This window comes from Bradyrhizobium sp. ORS 278, assembly GCF_000026145.1.
In the GTDB taxonomy this organism is placed as follows: Bacteria; Pseudomonadota; Alphaproteobacteria; order Rhizobiales; family Xanthobacteraceae; genus Bradyrhizobium.
Genome location: NC_009445.1, coordinates 320,579 through 335,043, shown reverse-complemented (window position 1 = coordinate 335,043; position 14,465 = coordinate 320,579). Strand labels below are relative to the sequence as shown.

Here is a 14,465-nt window from a genome sequence, read left to right as displayed (position 1 = left end):
ACCGTCGCATGACCGTTACAGACATCGCGAGTAGAACCTACAATCACGGCTGGCGCCTTGATCCGATCGTGCGCAGCCTGCTCGATACGGATTTCTACAAGCTTCTGATGCTGCAGATGATTCGGGAGTTCTACCCGGATCAGAAGGTGACCTTCTCGGTCATCAATCGCACCAAGCGCGTGCGGCTCGGCGATGTCATCGACGAGGGCGAGCTGCGGGCCCAGCTCGACCACGCCCGCACCATCCGCTTCTCCAAGAAGGAGCTGATCTGGCTGGCCGGTAACACGTTCTACGGCAAGACCCACATGTTCTCGCCGGACTTCCTGGCCTGGCTCGCCAATTTCCGCCTGCCCGAATACGAGCTGCACAAGGCCGACGGCCAGTACGAGCTGCATTTCCACGGCCTGTGGACCCACACCACGATGTGGGAAATTCCGGCGCTCGCGATCGTCAATGAGCTGCGCTCGCGGCAGGCCATGAAGGGTCAGGGCCGCTTCGCGCTCGACGTGCTGTTCGCCCGCGCCAAGGCCAAGCTGTGGGCCAAGGTCGAGCGGCTGCGCAAGCTCGAGGGGCTGCGGCTGTCGGATTTCGGCACCCGCCGCCGCCACGGCTTCCTGTGGCAGCGCTGGTGCGTCGAAGCCGTCAAGGAAGGCCTGGGCTCCTCCTTCACCGGCACCTCGAACGTGCTGCTGGCGATGGATAATGATCTCGAAGCGATCGGCACCAATGCGCACGAGCTGCCCATGGTCGCGGCGGCGCTGGCCAAGGACGACGATGAACTGCGTTTCGCGCCCTACCGCATTCTCGACCAGTGGCGGCAGACCTATGCCGGCAATCTGCTGATCGCCCTGCCGGACGCGTTCGGCACCAAGGCTTTCCTGCGCGACGCGCCGGACTGGGTCGCCGACTGGACCGGCTTCCGCCCCGACAGCGCGCCGCCGATTCAGGCGGGCGAGGAGATCATCGCGTGGTGGAAGTCGAAGGGCCGTGATCCCCGACAGAAGCTCCTGGTGTTCTCCGACGCGATGGATGTCGAATCGATCGAGCAGATCCACCAGCGCTTCTCCGACCAGGTCCGTCTGTCGTTCGGCTGGGGCACCAACCTGACCAACGACTTCGTCGGCTGCTCGCCCGACGGTTCTGTCGATCTCGATCCGATTTCGCTGGTCTGCAAGGTGACCTCGGTCGACGGCCGCCCCGCCGTGAAACTGTCCGACAATCCGGAGAAGGCGACCGGCGACCCCGCCGAGATCGCCCGCTACCTGCGTGTCTTCGGCGACGCCGGCCGCGTGCGGACCCCCGTGTTCGTCTGAGCAGAGAAAAATCTCTCGCATCCTCACTGATTTTCGTTCCGGATTTGTTCGGCTTGCGGTAAAATCGGAGCCCGAACGGGGCAACCGGAAGGCAGGAGATCGTTAGCATGCGTGGGGTGAGCGGCCGCGTCGGGCAGCTTTTTTTCCTTGTCGTCGCGATCGCTCTCCTCACGGGAGCAACACCGGCCGCAGCCGACAAGCGCGTAGCCCTGGTGATCGGCAACTCCATCCACGAGCATGCGCCGCTGCTCGACGAGCCGGCGGTCGATGCCAAGCTGATCGCGGACAAGCTGGCACAGCTCGGCTTCACCTTGAGCGGCGGCAGCGGCCAGATCGATCTGACCAAGCAGGGCTTCGACCGCGCGCTCGCGGAGTTCAAGGGCCGGATCGCCGATGCGGATGTCGCCCTGATCTACTTCGCCGGCTACGGCATCAACCTCGGCGGCGCCAATTATCTCGTTCCGGTTGACGCGGCACCGGCGAAGGCGGCCGATGTCGAGACCGAGTTGCGCAGCCTCGCCGGCATCATGCGCGAACTGGACGGACCGGACAGCCGGGCGAACGTCGTGGTCCTCGACGCCTTCCGCTCGAACCCGTTCGCGGCCCGCGGCATTGCCGGGCTGTCAGCCGGTCTGGTGGCGACAAGCGTGCCCGCCAACACGCTGCTGTCCTTCTCCGCTCAACCGGGGACCGTAGGGCAGCGGGGACCGTACGGGCATAGTGCCTTCACCAACGCATTGGTCGAGGCGTTGACGGCGCCCAGTCCGGGTGCGCTGCTCGCGACGCTCAATCAGGCGGGAGTGGCAGTGAAGCGCGCGACCTCCGGGGCCCAGCAGCCGCTGCTCTTGGCGACGCCGCTCGGCGGCAGCGAGGTCGTTTTTGGCCCGCCGCGCGCGAATCCTGCGCCGGGCACAGCCGAATCCACGATCAAGACGCCCGCAAACCGGCAGGCTGCGGCGACGGCAGCCATGGGCCCGCCACCGGCCTCGACCGCCTCGGACGGCCGTACGCCCGGCCTCGCGGTGCTCTATGACGAGGATCCCTCCGATCCCAAAGGCAAGCGCTATACCGGCTCGGTGACGTGGCGGATGGAGACCATCAAGAGCCCGCAGTCCGGGCGAGCCGTGCCGGTGATCCGCGCCGAAATCGATGTTCCAGACCGCAAGCTGAAGGCGACCCTGCAGCTGCGCCGCAACGACGATCCGACCCTGCCGGCCAGCCACGTCGCCGAGCTCACCTTCGCGCGCGCCGACGATTTCGCTGGCGGGGGGATCAACAACGTGCCGGGAATCCTGATGAAGTCGAATGAGCAGGCGCGCGGTACGCCGCTTGCCGGCCTGGCGGTCAAGGTGACGGAAGGATCGTTCCTCGTCGGCCTCTCCAATGTCGACGCCGACCGCGCGCGCAACGGCGAACTCCTCGCCGGGCGTGAATGGTTCGACATTCCCCTCGTCTACAGCAATCAGCGCAGGGGTATCTTGGCCATCGGCAAAGGCCCCAGTGGCGACCGCGTCTTCGCAGATGTGTTTGCGGCCTGGGACAAGTCCCAGCCGGTCCAATAAGTATTTACGCGCGGGATATTGGCGGAGCAGAGATTTTGGAGCGGGCGAAGGGGTTCGAACCCTCGACCCCGACCTTGGCAAGGTCGTGCTCTACCACTGAGCTACACCCGCATCCGTGACGGCTGGGCGGCGTGGCCGCCAGCGACGGGCAGACCTATGCCAAATGCCGCGGACGAATGCAACAGGTCTGCGACAGGTTTTGTACGTCGACCGCCCTCAATTTTGGGTGTCGGCGACGCCCAAACCGGGTCAAATCGGCCATTCGGCGCGGTCCCGCCCGGCCGGATTGAAATTTCGCCGGCGACCGCCACTTAAAGCGATGGAAACCGTGTATTGAGGCGCGGCGGCGGCCGGTTCCGGTACGCTGTCCCATCCCAGATTCTTTTCGGACGAGGACCTCGTGACCATTGTTGAGCAGGGCGGCGGAGCGGCGCCGCAGGTGCCGGATCTGATCAAGGACACCACCACGCAGACCTTCGTGAAGGACGTCATCGAGGAATCGAAGCGTCAGCCGGTCCTGATTGACTTCTGGGCGCCGTGGTGCGGCCCATGCAAGCAGCTGACCCCGATCCTGGAAAAGGCCGTCAAGGCCGCCAAGGGCAAGGTCAAGCTGGTCAAGATGAACATCGACGAGCATCCGGCCATTCCCGGCCAGATGGGCATCCAGTCGATCCCGGCGGTCATCGCCTTCGTCGGCGGCCGCCCGGCGGACGGCTTCATGGGCGCGGTGCCCGAGAGCCAGATCAACGCCTTCATCGAGAAGATCACGAAGGGCGTTCCCGGCGTCGGCGAGCCCGACATCAACGAGATCCTCAAGGAGGCCGAGGCGGTCCTGGCGGAGGGCGATCCGGCCGGCGCGGCGCAGATCTACGCCGAGGTGCTGTCGTTCGACGCGGCCAATATCCCGGCTCTTGCCGGCCTCGCCAGATGTTATCTCGAAACCGGCGCGATCGAGCAGGCCAAGGAGACGCTGGCCCAAGTGCCCGAGGCCAAGCGCGGCGATTCCGCCGTCTCGGCGGTGCAGGCGGCCATCGATCTGGCTGAACAGGCGCAGTCGCTCGGGCCGCTGGGCGAGCTCGAACAGAAGGTCGCCGCAAATCCGCTGGATCATCAGGCGCGTTTCGATCTCGCGATTGCGCTGAACGCGGCGGGCAAGCGGAAGGAAGCGACCGACCACCTGCTCGAGATCGTCAAGCGCGACCGCAAATGGAACGAGGATGGCGCGCGCAAGCAGCTTGTGCAGTTCTTCGAAGCCTGGGGCGGTGCGGACGAGGCCACCGTCGAGGGCCGCAAACGGCTGTCGACGATTCTGTTCTCGTAGCCGTCCGGCGCGGGGACGAGGCTTCAGCGGACATCAGTGGAGCGGACACGAGGTATCGCATGCCGATCAATGCCGAATATCGCGGTCCTGCCGAGCTGCCGGAGGTCATCCCGGTGTTTCCGCTCGCCGGCGCCCTGCTGCTGCCGCGCGGCCAAATGCCGCTCAACATTTTCGAGCCGCGCTACCTCGCGATGGTCGATGACGCGTTCCGCGACGGTCATCGCCTGATCGGAATGATCCAGCCCGATGTCACGCATTCCTCGAGCGAGGAGCGGCCGGTCCTGTTCAAGGTCGGCTGCGTCGGCCGGATCACGCAACTCGCGGAGTCCGGCGACGGGCGCTACATCCTCGAGCTCACCGGCGTCTCGCGCTTCAAGGTGGTCGAAGAGATGTCGGTGCTGACGCCCTACCGTCAGTGCAAGGTCGACTACTTCCCGTTTGTCGACGACTTCACCGCACGCAAAGGAGAAGGCGCCGTCGACCGCGACGCGCTGCTCGCGGTCCTGACCGATTTCCTCAAGGCCAACAACCTCAAGGTCGACTGGGCCGGCATCGAGGCCGCCCCCAACGAGGCGCTGGTCAACGCGCTGGCGATGATGTCGCCCTATGGGCCCGCCGAAAAGCAGGCGATGCTGGAAGCCCCGGACCTGAAGACCCGCGCCGAGATCCTGGTCGCCGTCACCGAGATGGATCTCGCAAAAAAGCGGACCTCGGGCGATCCGCCTCTCCAGTAAGCACGCGAGCGATTACTCCGCCGCCATCGCGCGCGGCCGCGGCGGCGTCGCTGTGAGCCGCATCAACGCGATCGTCGCCACGATCACCCCGACATAGACCGCAAGCTGCATGGCCGTGGGCTGATCGGTGTAGCCGATCAGCGCCTTCAGCGTCCGTCCGGCCAGCCCCTTTTCCGGCAAAACCGAGCTCGAATCCCACATCACCTGATCGAACGAGGTGAGCCAGTTGGCGCGTGCGAGGAAGAAGACGGCCTGGGCCGCCATGCCAGCCGATAGCAAGGTGATCAGAACCGTGGTGGTCCGAAACAGCGCGCGCGGGGGAATGCGCATCAGGCCGAGATAGGTCGCAAGACACACGGCCACGCCGAGCAGCAGGCCAAGCACGCCGCCGCCGAGCAGCGCGCGGCCGCCGCCCTCATCCGAGGCTGCCACGCCATAGAGAAACAGCGCCACCTCGCTGCCTTCACGCAGCACGGCGATCGCAATGACGGTGGCGAGCGCAACCAGCGGCTTGGCGCCTTCGGCGACGGCCTGGCCCATGGTGCGCAGCTCGTTCGCCATCTCGCGGCCGTGCCGGGCCATCCAGACATTGTGCCAGGTCAGCATGATCACGGCAGTGGAGAGGATCGCCGCGTTGAAGACCTCCTGCCCCATGCCTTCGAACAACTGCGTCAGCGTGCCGGCAAAGGCCGCAACGATGCAGGCACCGACGAGCCCGGCAAACAGTCCGGCGCCGATCCAGCGCAGCCGATGCGGCACCGCGCTGGTGACCGCCAGCACGATGCCGACGATGAGGCCGGCTTCAAAGACTTCACGGAAGACGATGATCAACGCGGCAAGCATGGGAGCGGACCTATTGCACGATGACGAAGCCGCGGGCTTTTTCGTTGAAGTCGTTGTAGAACTCGTAGCGGCCCGATTTCATCGCACGCACGTTGAGCACCGCCTCGCTGTTGGCAGCGATCACCTTTTCGATCTTCAGCGTTTCGCTCTCGAACTCGATCGCCTTGCTTTCCATGTTCTTGACGCGGATGGTCAGCGGCGCGTCGGCGGGAACGGTCGGCTCCTTGGGCTCGAACTGTCCGTTCGCATATGTCAGGCAGATCTCGTTCGGCCCGCCTGCCTGCACCTGGCTCGCCATCAGCAACATGCCCAGGCTGGCGCCCGCAACGACCACTTTCCGCACCATGTCGACCAACATCGATCAGTCCTCCCGTATCGAGACAAGCAAATCGGAGAACTGGTACGCGACCGCATCGAGATCGACGGTGCGGCACCCGTTCGCGACGACGAACAGCTAAGCGGCCCGACGCCGTGTCTGCAAAGAGACTCCTTCTAAGTTGGAACCATTCTTTCCGAATGTGTCGTGGCAGTGGCGAGCGCTTGGCCGCAGGCGGCCGGTCGGCTCCGTTTCGTTACGAAGTTCGCCAGCTCGCCACATCGCCGCCCCGCATCGCTGAGTGCGGTCGAGATCTGGCCGCCTGGTTGCTGATTGGAAGCGACCAGGAGGCGAGACCTTGGCACGCTCTCGTCGCAGATGGTCGAGGCTCCTGACTGGTCAATAACCCGCCGCCGCGAGCGCAACGACGCCGGCGAGCATGATCCAGCCGAAATGGCGCGCGCGCGTCGCAACGGCGTTTGCCACGGCGGCCGAGGCGAACACGACGATCGCCGCGATGACAGTCCAGTGCCGCGCGGGCTCCGACTCCATCCAGGGCGCGGCGATCAGCAGGGCGCCGAATCCGATCTAGGCCACCGTCCCCGCCTGCCAGACCAGACGCAGCAGTGTTCGCAACCGCTCCGGCGCGATGCTCGCGCGCGCGAACACCACGGTCTCTCCTATGACACCGTGGATCAGCGCGACCGCGATCGACGCCAGCCCCGCGGCCTGCAACAGAATATCACGCATCGGGTCCTCCATACAGTTATGTATGGAGGATGCCCCTGATGCTGGCACTCGTCAATACAGTTGTGTATGGGAAAGCATGGTGACGACATGAGTGATCAGCTTTCGGCCGGGGATTGGCTGGACCAGGGCCTCAAGATATTGGCCAGCCAAGGCTTCACGGCCCTGAAGGCGGAGCCGATGGCCAAAGCCATGGGTGTGTCGCGCGGCAGCTTCTATTGGCATTTCGAAGATGTGTCAGCGTTCCACGCGGAGCTGCTCAAACATTGGCGGGAGATCGCCGCCGAGCAGATCATCACCGGCGTGGAGTCGAGCGCCGGCACCGAGCCGGCGATCGCCGTGCTGCTTCGTCGCACCTTCACCATCAAGGCCACCCTTGAGCGGGCCGTCCGCAGCTGGGCTGCCTCGGACGCGATCGCGCAGCAGGCCGTCCAGGCGATCGACAAGCGACGGCTCGGCTACGTCCAAAGCCTGCTTGTCGCCGAGGGCCTGGGCCCGGAGATCGCGGCGGCCCGCGCCCAGGTGCTGTACTGGGCGTTTCTCGGCTACGCCTTGTCGGGCCGCCCGCTGCCGGCCGCGCAGCAGGACACCGTCCTGACCGAGCTGATCCGCATCGCGCTGCTCAAGCCTTGAGGCACGACAGACCGGCGGTGGCTGTGCTAGAGAGGCGCCCGCCGGAGACAGATGCCATGAACGCCCCGCTCGAACGCCCCGCCAATTCCGTCGATCCCAAGCTGCTCGAAATCCTGGTCTGTCCGATGACCAAGGGCCCGCTGGAGTACGACGCTGCCAGGCAGGAGCTGATCTCGCGCTCGGCGAAGCTCGCTTATCCGATCCGCGACGGCATCCCGATCATGCTGCCCGAGGAAGCGCGGAAGATCGACTGACCGATGCGCGCCGCTGTCATCCGCTGCGCGCTCGCGTTCGCCCTCCTCACCTCCGCGGCCTCCGCCGAGGAGAGTGCGATCCGGGTCGGCGCCATCGACGCCGTCCTGGCGACGCCGCCCGGCGTCGAACGCCCGCCGGTCGCCCTCCTCATCGCCGGCTCCGGGTCGACGGACAGGGACGGCAACGGGCCGCAGCTGAAGCCTGCGACCCTGAAGAAGCTCGCCGAGCAGCTCGCCGCCCGCGGCATCGCCAGCCTGCGCTACGACAAGCGCGGCGCGCGCGGCTGGAAGGCGGAGTTCGGCAGGGCCGAGGACTTCCGCTTCAAGGACTATGTCGACGACAGCGCCGCGCTGGTCGATTTCCTGCGCGGCAAGTTCGCCCGTATCGCGCTGGTCGGTCACAGCGAGGGCGGGCTCGTCGCCATCCTCACCGCCCGCCGCACCCCGGTCGACCGCCTCGTCCTGCTCGCGGCCTCGGCGCGGCGGCAGGGCGACCTGCTCAAGACGCAGCTCGAGAAGAAGCTGCCGGCCGTGGCGATGGAGCCGGTCGCCAAGGCGATCGATGCCATCATGGCCGGCCAGGTGGTGGACCCGCCGCCGCCCGAGCTGCCGATCGCGCCGAGGATGCAGCCCGGCATCGGCTCCGCCTTCGCGGAGGATCCGATCGATCCGCTGAAGCAGATCGTAATTCCGATCCTGATCGTCGGCGGCGCCCGCGATCAGCAGGTCGCCCGCCTCGACATGGTCGCGCTCGCCGCCGCCGCGCCGGCTGCGAAGACGCTGTGGCTGCCGGCCATGAACCACATGCTGGTCGACATCGCCAATGAGGACGAGAACCTGTCGTCCTATAACGACCCGGACCGCCCGCTCGATCCTGACATGGTCGACGCAGTGGCCGCCTTCATCGCGGCCCCCGGCCCGCGCTGAGCTTCTGCCTCAGCATGATCTTGTCGGAAAACCGGGTCGCGGTTTTCCGGATCATGCTCATAGAGCCTCTCCCTTCAACAGCCGCGGCATCTCGCCGGTCAAGCCCGCGGCCTGCTTGATGAACAGCTCCTTCAGCGGCGGCGCGCGATCGACGAGACCGAGGCCGATGTCGCGCACCGTGCGCAGCAGGGTCGACTTGTTGGAGAACAGGAAGTTCAACGAGTTGGTGGCGACGCCCATCGCCATCGTGTCGAAGCGGCGCCAGCGCTGATAGCTTTCCAGCACGTCGACCTGCCCGGGATCGATGCCCATGCGTGCCGCATCGACGACGACCTCGGCGAGCGCCGCAACGTCCTTCAGCCCCAGATTCAGCCCCTGCCCCGCGATCGGATGAATCACGTGGGCCGCGTCGCCGACCAGCGCCAGCCGTGGCGCGATGAACGAGCGGGCGACGAAATAGGACAGCGGGAACGCCCTGGGCTGATCGAGCACCTTGAGCTCGCCGAGATGCAGGCCCGCGCGCTTCTCCAGCTCGGCATGGAATTCGTCGGCGCTGAGGTCGACCAGACGTTTCGCCTCTCTGCGCCGCTCGGTCCAGACCAGCGACGAGCGCTTGCCGGTCAGCGGCAGGATGGCGAACGGTCCGGGTGGCAGGAAATGCTCCTCGGCGCGGCCGTTGTGATCGCGCTCGTGCCCGACCGTCACGACGATGCCGGACTGGTCGTAATCCCAGCCATGGGTGAGGATGCCCGCGCGCTCCCTCAGCTTCGAGCGCGCACCGTCGGCCGCGACCAGCAGGCTGGCCTCGAGCTCGCTGCCATCACCGAGCGTCACCGTCACGGCGTCCGTGCGCGTCTTGAAGCCCGTCACCGGCGTAGCCCTCAGCTCCACCCCGGCCGCTTCGGCATGCTTGACGAGCGCATCGATCAGCAGCCGGTTCTCGACCATGTGCGCGAATGGCTCGCCGGCCTCGACCTGCCCTGCGAAGGTCAGAAAAGCCGGGCGGGTCGCGTCCTCCAGCTTGGAATCGGTGATCACCATGTCGAGGATCGGCTGCGCTTCGGGCGCCACGTCCGCCCACACGCCGATCGCGTCGAACAGCTTGCGGCAGGCGGCGACGATGGCAGAGGCGCGGGGGTCGCGGCTTGGCCGGTTGGCGAGCGCCGGATCGGCGACGATCACCGGCACGTCGGCACCGAGGCCATGCCGGAGCGCCAGCGCGAGCGCCAGGCCGGCAAAAGCCCCGCCACAAATGACAATGCTTCGCTGTGTCGTCATGGCACCTGGCTCACGGTTGCTCTTGCGGGTCGAGTATAGCTAGGCGAAACAGAGGGCAGAACCAAGGGCTGCGGCCCCAGGCCGTCAATTCGAGATGCCTGATCCTGCCATAACGGGGCCGGGACCGGATTGGACCGCAACACCAGCGAAAGCACCACGCCATGTCCAAGGGATTGATCGACCTGATCTCGATCCTCGACCTCGAGCCGATCGAGGTGAACCTGTTCCGCGGCAACAGCCCGAAGACGAGCTGGCAGCGGGTGTTCGGCGGGCAGGTGATCGGCCAGGCGATGATGGCGGCGTGCCGCACCGTCGAGGGCCGGCTGCCGCACTCGCTGCATTGCTATTTCATCCTGCCGGGCGACCCGCAGGTGCCGATCATCTACCAGGTTGAGCGCCTGCGCGACGGCAAGAGCTACGCGACGCGCCGCGTCACCGCGATCCAGCACGGCAACGCGATCTTCTCGATCATGGTCTCGTTCCACTCCGACGAGGAGAGCGCCTTCAACCATCAGGACAAGGTGCCGGACGTTCCGCCGCCGGAGAAGCTGACGGCCGAGGAGATCTCCAAGCAGCCGATGTTCCAGGAGGTCTTCCAGCGGATGCCCGACTTCATCCGCCGCTACTATGAATCCGATCGTCCGATCGAACTGCGTCCGGTCGAGCTCAGCCGGTATTTCGGTGAGAAGATTGACGATGGCCGCATCCACGTCTGGATCAAGACCGCGGCGACGTTGCCGGACGATCCGGCGCTGCACATGTGCGCGCTCGCCTATGCGTCGGACTTCTCGCTGCTCGACGCTGTCATGGCGCGCTACGGCCGGACCCTGTTCGACAAGCGCATGATGCCGGCCTCGCTCGATCACGCGATGTGGTTTCACCGGCCGTTCCGCGCCGACGAATGGCTGCTATATGCGCAGGATTCGCCGAGCGCGCAGGGCGGCCGCGGGCTGACCCGCGGCTCGATCTTCAAGCCCGACGGCACGCTGGTCGCCTCCGTCGCGCAGGAGGGATCGATCCGCGAGCGCTGGGCCTAGCCCGATCAGACCGGCTGCGATCCGCGCGGCACGACTGCGAACTGCGACACGTACCAGGCGCTGTACCAGCGTAAGAGCCACGGGATCGGAATGATCACCGAGCAGCCGAGCACGAACACCAGGGTGCGCCACAACACCTGCAGGCCCGTGCCGTTGAACACCACCTCGCGCCGCGTCCCCTGGATGTTGCGGCAGATCCAGCGCATCCAGGCGGTCGCCACCCAGGCCCAGCCGACGATGGTGACCGCCGATACGATCAGACCCAGATACCAGGCGAAATAGACGACGGGGCTACCTTCGAAACGGATCGGCAGCGGCTCGCCATTCGATGCGATCCGGCTCAGCACCCAGCGCATCACCATCCAGCCGAGAAACGCCTGAGCGATGATGGCGGCGAGCTTGATGAGCGGCTGATCGCTCATGCCGACATAGGTCAGCACGCCCATGCCGACGAAAACGTACCAGATCTCGAGCGGCTGCCCGATAAAGGACAGGTTCGGCCGGCCGGGCACGCTGATCCGCTCGACGACATAGCGGTAGAGATAGACGGCCGTCCACGGCGTGATGACAACCAGGAACTGGCCGAGGACATAGAGCAGCGTCCAGCCGAGATAGGACCATGTACCGAGCTTGATCGACACCGCGCCTGCTGCAGCGGGACCGCCCTGGTCGAAGGCAGGCGGACCACCTGGCGCGATGCTCGGCACCCCCGTCATCAGCCCGGGAATGCGTCCAGCCTTCTCCCAGCCGGCCATGCCGTCGCTCCAGAGCAGCGTCTCGGCGGTCACGACGCCCCTGGCAATCAGGTCGCGCAACTCGTCTTCCGCTATGGGCCCCTGTTGCTGACCTTGGGCGGCATAATACCAGGAACGATTCGACATCGGTGATCCTTGAACAAGCGAGGCAACAAAACGTCTTCCATCTGTCGGGCGATAGCGCATTGCGTTCAGTGATATCGCTCACTCCGTGACGTTTTCGCTTAACGCTGCGCTGATTTTGTGCCATTTGCCTAGGAAGAGGCCAGAACGGCCCTTCAAAGCATGCCTTCCAAACAGGCTGCTCCGATCGACCTGAGGAAACCAAGGCCCGACCATGAAGCTCGTCGTCGCGATCATCAAACCCTTCAAGCTCGACGAGGTGCGCCAGGCCCTCACCGCGATCGGCGTGCACGGCATGACCGTGACCGAGGTCAAGGGCTACGGCCGGCAGAAGGGCCACACCGAGATCTATCGCGGCGCCGAATACATCGTGAACTTCCTGCCCAAGCTGCGCATCGAGATCGCGGTCAATTCCGACATCGCCGACAAGGCGGTCGAGGTCATCACAACGCATGCGCGGACCGGCCAGATCGGCGACGGCAAGATCTTCGTGACGCCGATCGATCACGCCCGCCGCATCCGCACCGGCGAGACCGACAGCGACGCGCTGTAAGTCGCCGGCTTCGCCGATCGTCTGCCGCAACGGGGCGGCTGGACCAACATTCCTGATTCTGAACTGACATGCCGGGGGGACTGTCATGGGGACCTGCGCGTCTCGTTGCCTGCGCACGTCTGTAGCTTTGGCTGCAGCAGGCGCACTCGTCTTCGCCACGCCAGCATCGGCAGCCGCGCCGTCCACGATCGATGCGGCCGACACCGCCTGGATGATCGTCGCCACCGCGCTGGTGCTGATGATGACCATTCCGGGCCTGGCGCTGTTCTACTCGGGCATGGTGCGCAAGAAGAACGTGCTGGCGACGATGGCGCAGAGCCTCGCGGCCGTCATGCTGATCTCGATCTTGTGGGTCGCGTTCGGCTATTCGCTCGCCTTCGTCGGCGACGGCGCCTGGATCGGCTCGCTCGACCGCGCCTTCCTGGCCGGCATGGGGATGGACAGCGTGCATCCCGGCGCCAAGACGATCCCGGAGGCGCTTTTCATGCTGTACCAGATGACCTTCGCGATCATCACGGTGGCGCTGGTGGCGGGCTCGGTCGCCGACCGCATGCGCTTCTCGGCCTATCTCGTGTTCGGCGTCGCCTGGTTCATCTTCGTCTATGTGCCGCTGGCGCATTGGATCTGGGGCGGCGGTTTCCTCGCCCAGGCCGGCGTGGTCGACTTCGCCGGCGGCCTCGTGGTGCATCTGTCGGCCGGAACCGGCGGGCTGGTCGCGGCGCTGGTGATGGGCCGCCGCCACGGCTATGGCAGCGAGAATCTGTCCCCCTTCGACCTGTCGCTCGCGGTGGTCGGCACCGGCCTGCTGTGGGTCGGCTGGTTCGGCTTCAATGGCGGCTCGGCGCTCGGCGCCAACGCCCACGCCGTGATGGCGATCCTGACCACCCATCTGGCCGCCTGCGCCGGCGCAGTTACCTGGGGCGCGCTGGAATGGTCCACCCGGCGCAAGCCGTCGGTGCTCGGCATGATTTCTGGCGCGGTCGCCGGCCTTGGCACCATCACCCCTGCATCGGGCTTCGTGGCGCCGTGGCATGGCCTCGTCATCGGCGCGCTCGCCGGCATCATCTGCTACTGGGCCTGCACTTCGCTGAAACACCGCTTCAATTATGACGACTCCCTCGACGTGTTCGGCGTTCACGGCATCGGCGGCCTCACCGGCACGGTGCTGGCCGGCGTATTCGCGACCGCTGCGATCGGCGGCACGTCCGGGCTCATCGAAGGCCATCCGATGCAGCTCGCGGCGCAGCTCTATGGGGTGGCTGTCACCCTGGTCTGGTCGGGCGGAGTGACCTGGGCCCTGCTGAAGCTCGTCAGCGCCTTCGTGCCGCTGCGGGTGTCCCGCGAGCAGGAACTCGAGGGGCTCGACATCTCCCAGCATGGCGAGGCACTGCAATAATTGCAGGATTTGGCGCCATTTGACCCGTTCTGAGTCGGCGAAACCTGCCCGCGCAGTGAGCAGCATTGTGTCTTGAGCCTGGCATGCGCATTTTTTGCGCATGACTGCTCATTACCTGGGCGCGACCGAATGGCGCAGCCCCCTCCTCCCCCCTGGATCGCCAAAAAGGTCAGCGTTCACGGCTCATTAGCCCTGACCAGCCGACTGGCACGGCATTTGATTCTAGGGGCCCGGCTGTGCCCGCGTCGTGAAGCTCTCTCCGCGTGGTGAATCTCAGTCGACAGGAAGCGCTCGGTAACGTCCGTGCCGGGCCCAAGCGGGGATAGGACCCATGAAAATTGTTATGGCGATCATTAAGCCATTCAAGCTCGAAGAAGTCCGGGACGCCCTGACCGCCATCGGCGTTCATGGTCTCACGGTGACGGAAGTAAAGGGGTACGGCCGTCAGAAAGGTCATACGGAAATCTATCGCGGCGCTGAATACGCGGTGAGCTTTCTGCCCAAGATCAAGATCGAGGTCGCGATCCCCTCCGACCAGGTCGACAAGACCATCGACGCGATCTCCTCGGCCGCCAAGACCGGTCAGATCGGCGACGGCAAGATCTTCGTCATCAGCCTCGACCACGCCGTGCGCATCCGCACCGGCGAAGCGGACGCTGCGGCTCTCTGATTT

At 65.7% G+C, this 14,465-nt stretch carries 15 protein-coding genes, 1 tRNA gene and 1 pseudogene; 11 read left to right on the top strand and 6 right to left on the bottom strand.

What is annotated here, in order from left to right; translation table 11 throughout:
- Positions 1-8 precede the first annotated feature (8 nt).
- Both pncB and BRADO_RS01535 read left to right on the top strand, forming a co-directional pair.
- The gene (gene pncB, locus BRADO_RS01540; RefSeq protein ID WP_011923561.1) at positions 9-1,313 is read left to right on the top strand and encodes a nicotinate phosphoribosyltransferase; all 1,305 of its coding nucleotides are present in this window, start codon (positions 9-11) and stop codon (positions 1,311-1,313) included.
- Between the two features lie 107 nt (positions 1,314-1,420).
- Positions 1,421-2,875 carry a caspase family protein gene (locus BRADO_RS01535; protein WP_011923560.1) on the top strand — a complete coding sequence of 485 codons (1,455 nt, stop codon included), beginning with the start codon at positions 1,421-1,423 and terminating at the stop codon, positions 2,873-2,875.
- A 36-nt stretch (positions 2,876-2,911) separates the two neighbouring features.
- Here the strand turns inward: BRADO_RS01535 and BRADO_RS01530 are convergent.
- A tRNA-Gly gene (locus BRADO_RS01530) sits at positions 2,912-2,986 on the bottom strand.
- Positions 2,987-3,275: 289 nt separating this feature from the next.
- On the opposite strand from BRADO_RS01530, the gene trxA reads away from it, so the two are divergent.
- The gene (trxA, locus tag BRADO_RS01525) at positions 3,276-4,196 is read left to right on the top strand and encodes a thioredoxin (protein WP_011923559.1); all 921 of its coding nucleotides are present in this window, start codon (positions 3,276-3,278) and stop codon (positions 4,194-4,196) included.
- Between the two features lie 59 nt (positions 4,197-4,255).
- A complete protein-coding gene (locus tag BRADO_RS01520) occupies positions 4,256-4,930 on the top strand; it encodes an LON peptidase substrate-binding domain-containing protein (RefSeq protein WP_011923558.1) in 675 nt (224 codons plus the stop codon).
- 12 nt (positions 4,931-4,942) lie between these two features.
- Here BRADO_RS01520 and BRADO_RS01515 read toward each other — a convergent pair whose 3' ends face one another.
- The 3 genes and pseudogenes from BRADO_RS01515 to BRADO_RS01505 form a co-directional block, all read right to left on the bottom strand.
- The gene (locus tag BRADO_RS01515) at positions 4,943-5,773 is read right to left on the bottom strand and encodes an FTR1 family protein (RefSeq protein ID WP_011923557.1); all 831 of its coding nucleotides are present in this window, start codon (positions 5,771-5,773) and stop codon (positions 4,943-4,945) included.
- Positions 5,774-5,783: 10 nt separating this feature from the next.
- Positions 5,784-6,131: a cupredoxin domain-containing protein gene (locus BRADO_RS01510; RefSeq protein ID WP_244422952.1), complete on the bottom strand. Its 348-nt coding sequence runs from the start codon at positions 6,129-6,131 to the stop codon at positions 5,784-5,786.
- 357 nt (positions 6,132-6,488) lie between these two features.
- Positions 6,489-6,839, bottom strand: a pseudogene (locus BRADO_RS01505) (hypothetical protein).
- 87 nt (positions 6,840-6,926) lie between these two features.
- On the opposite strand from BRADO_RS01505, the gene BRADO_RS01500 reads away from it, so the two are divergent.
- The 3 genes from BRADO_RS01500 to BRADO_RS01490 are packed head-to-tail and all read left to right on the top strand — an operon-like array spanning position 6,927 to position 8,650.
- On the top strand, positions 6,927-7,469 hold the full coding sequence (locus BRADO_RS01500) for a TetR/AcrR family transcriptional regulator (protein ID WP_011923554.1): 543 nt from the start codon (positions 6,927-6,929) through the stop codon (positions 7,467-7,469).
- A gap of 56 nt (positions 7,470-7,525) precedes the next feature.
- Positions 7,526-7,723 (top strand): Trm112 family protein, encoded by a 198-nt coding sequence (locus tag BRADO_RS01495; RefSeq protein WP_011923553.1) that lies wholly within the window; start codon positions 7,526-7,528, stop codon positions 7,721-7,723.
- A gap of 3 nt (positions 7,724-7,726) precedes the next feature.
- Entirely contained in the window at positions 7,727-8,650 is a 924-nt protein-coding gene (locus tag BRADO_RS01490; RefSeq protein ID WP_011923552.1) for an alpha/beta hydrolase, read from the top strand.
- Between the two features lie 57 nt (positions 8,651-8,707).
- On the opposite strand, the gene BRADO_RS01485 is transcribed toward BRADO_RS01490, so the two are convergent.
- The gene (locus tag BRADO_RS01485; RefSeq protein WP_011923551.1) at positions 8,708-9,928 is read right to left on the bottom strand and encodes a ubiquinone biosynthesis hydroxylase; all 1,221 of its coding nucleotides are present in this window, start codon (positions 9,926-9,928) and stop codon (positions 8,708-8,710) included.
- A gap of 161 nt (positions 9,929-10,089) precedes the next feature.
- On the opposite strand from BRADO_RS01485, the gene tesB reads away from it, so the two are divergent.
- Positions 10,090-10,965, top strand: coding sequence for an acyl-CoA thioesterase II (gene tesB / locus BRADO_RS01480; RefSeq protein WP_011923550.1), 876 nt, complete (start codon positions 10,090-10,092; stop codon positions 10,963-10,965).
- A gap of 5 nt (positions 10,966-10,970) precedes the next feature.
- Here tesB and BRADO_RS01475 read toward each other — a convergent pair whose 3' ends face one another.
- Entirely contained in the window at positions 10,971-11,846 is an 876-nt protein-coding gene (locus BRADO_RS01475) for a DUF4339 domain-containing protein (protein WP_011923549.1), read from the bottom strand.
- 211 nt (positions 11,847-12,057) lie between these two features.
- On the opposite strand from BRADO_RS01475, the gene BRADO_RS01470 reads away from it, so the two are divergent.
- From BRADO_RS01470 to BRADO_RS01460, 3 genes are all read left to right on the top strand, one after another.
- Entirely contained in the window at positions 12,058-12,396 is a 339-nt protein-coding gene (locus tag BRADO_RS01470) for a P-II family nitrogen regulator (RefSeq protein ID WP_009031848.1), read from the top strand.
- An 85-nt stretch (positions 12,397-12,481) separates the two neighbouring features.
- Entirely contained in the window at positions 12,482-13,792 is a 1,311-nt protein-coding gene (locus tag BRADO_RS01465; RefSeq protein ID WP_011923548.1) for an ammonium transporter, read from the top strand.
- A 331-nt stretch (positions 13,793-14,123) separates the two neighbouring features.
- Positions 14,124-14,462 carry a P-II family nitrogen regulator gene (locus BRADO_RS01460; RefSeq protein WP_006611147.1) on the top strand — a complete coding sequence of 113 codons (339 nt, stop codon included), beginning with the start codon at positions 14,124-14,126 and terminating at the stop codon, positions 14,460-14,462.
- Positions 14,463-14,465 lie beyond the last annotated feature (3 nt).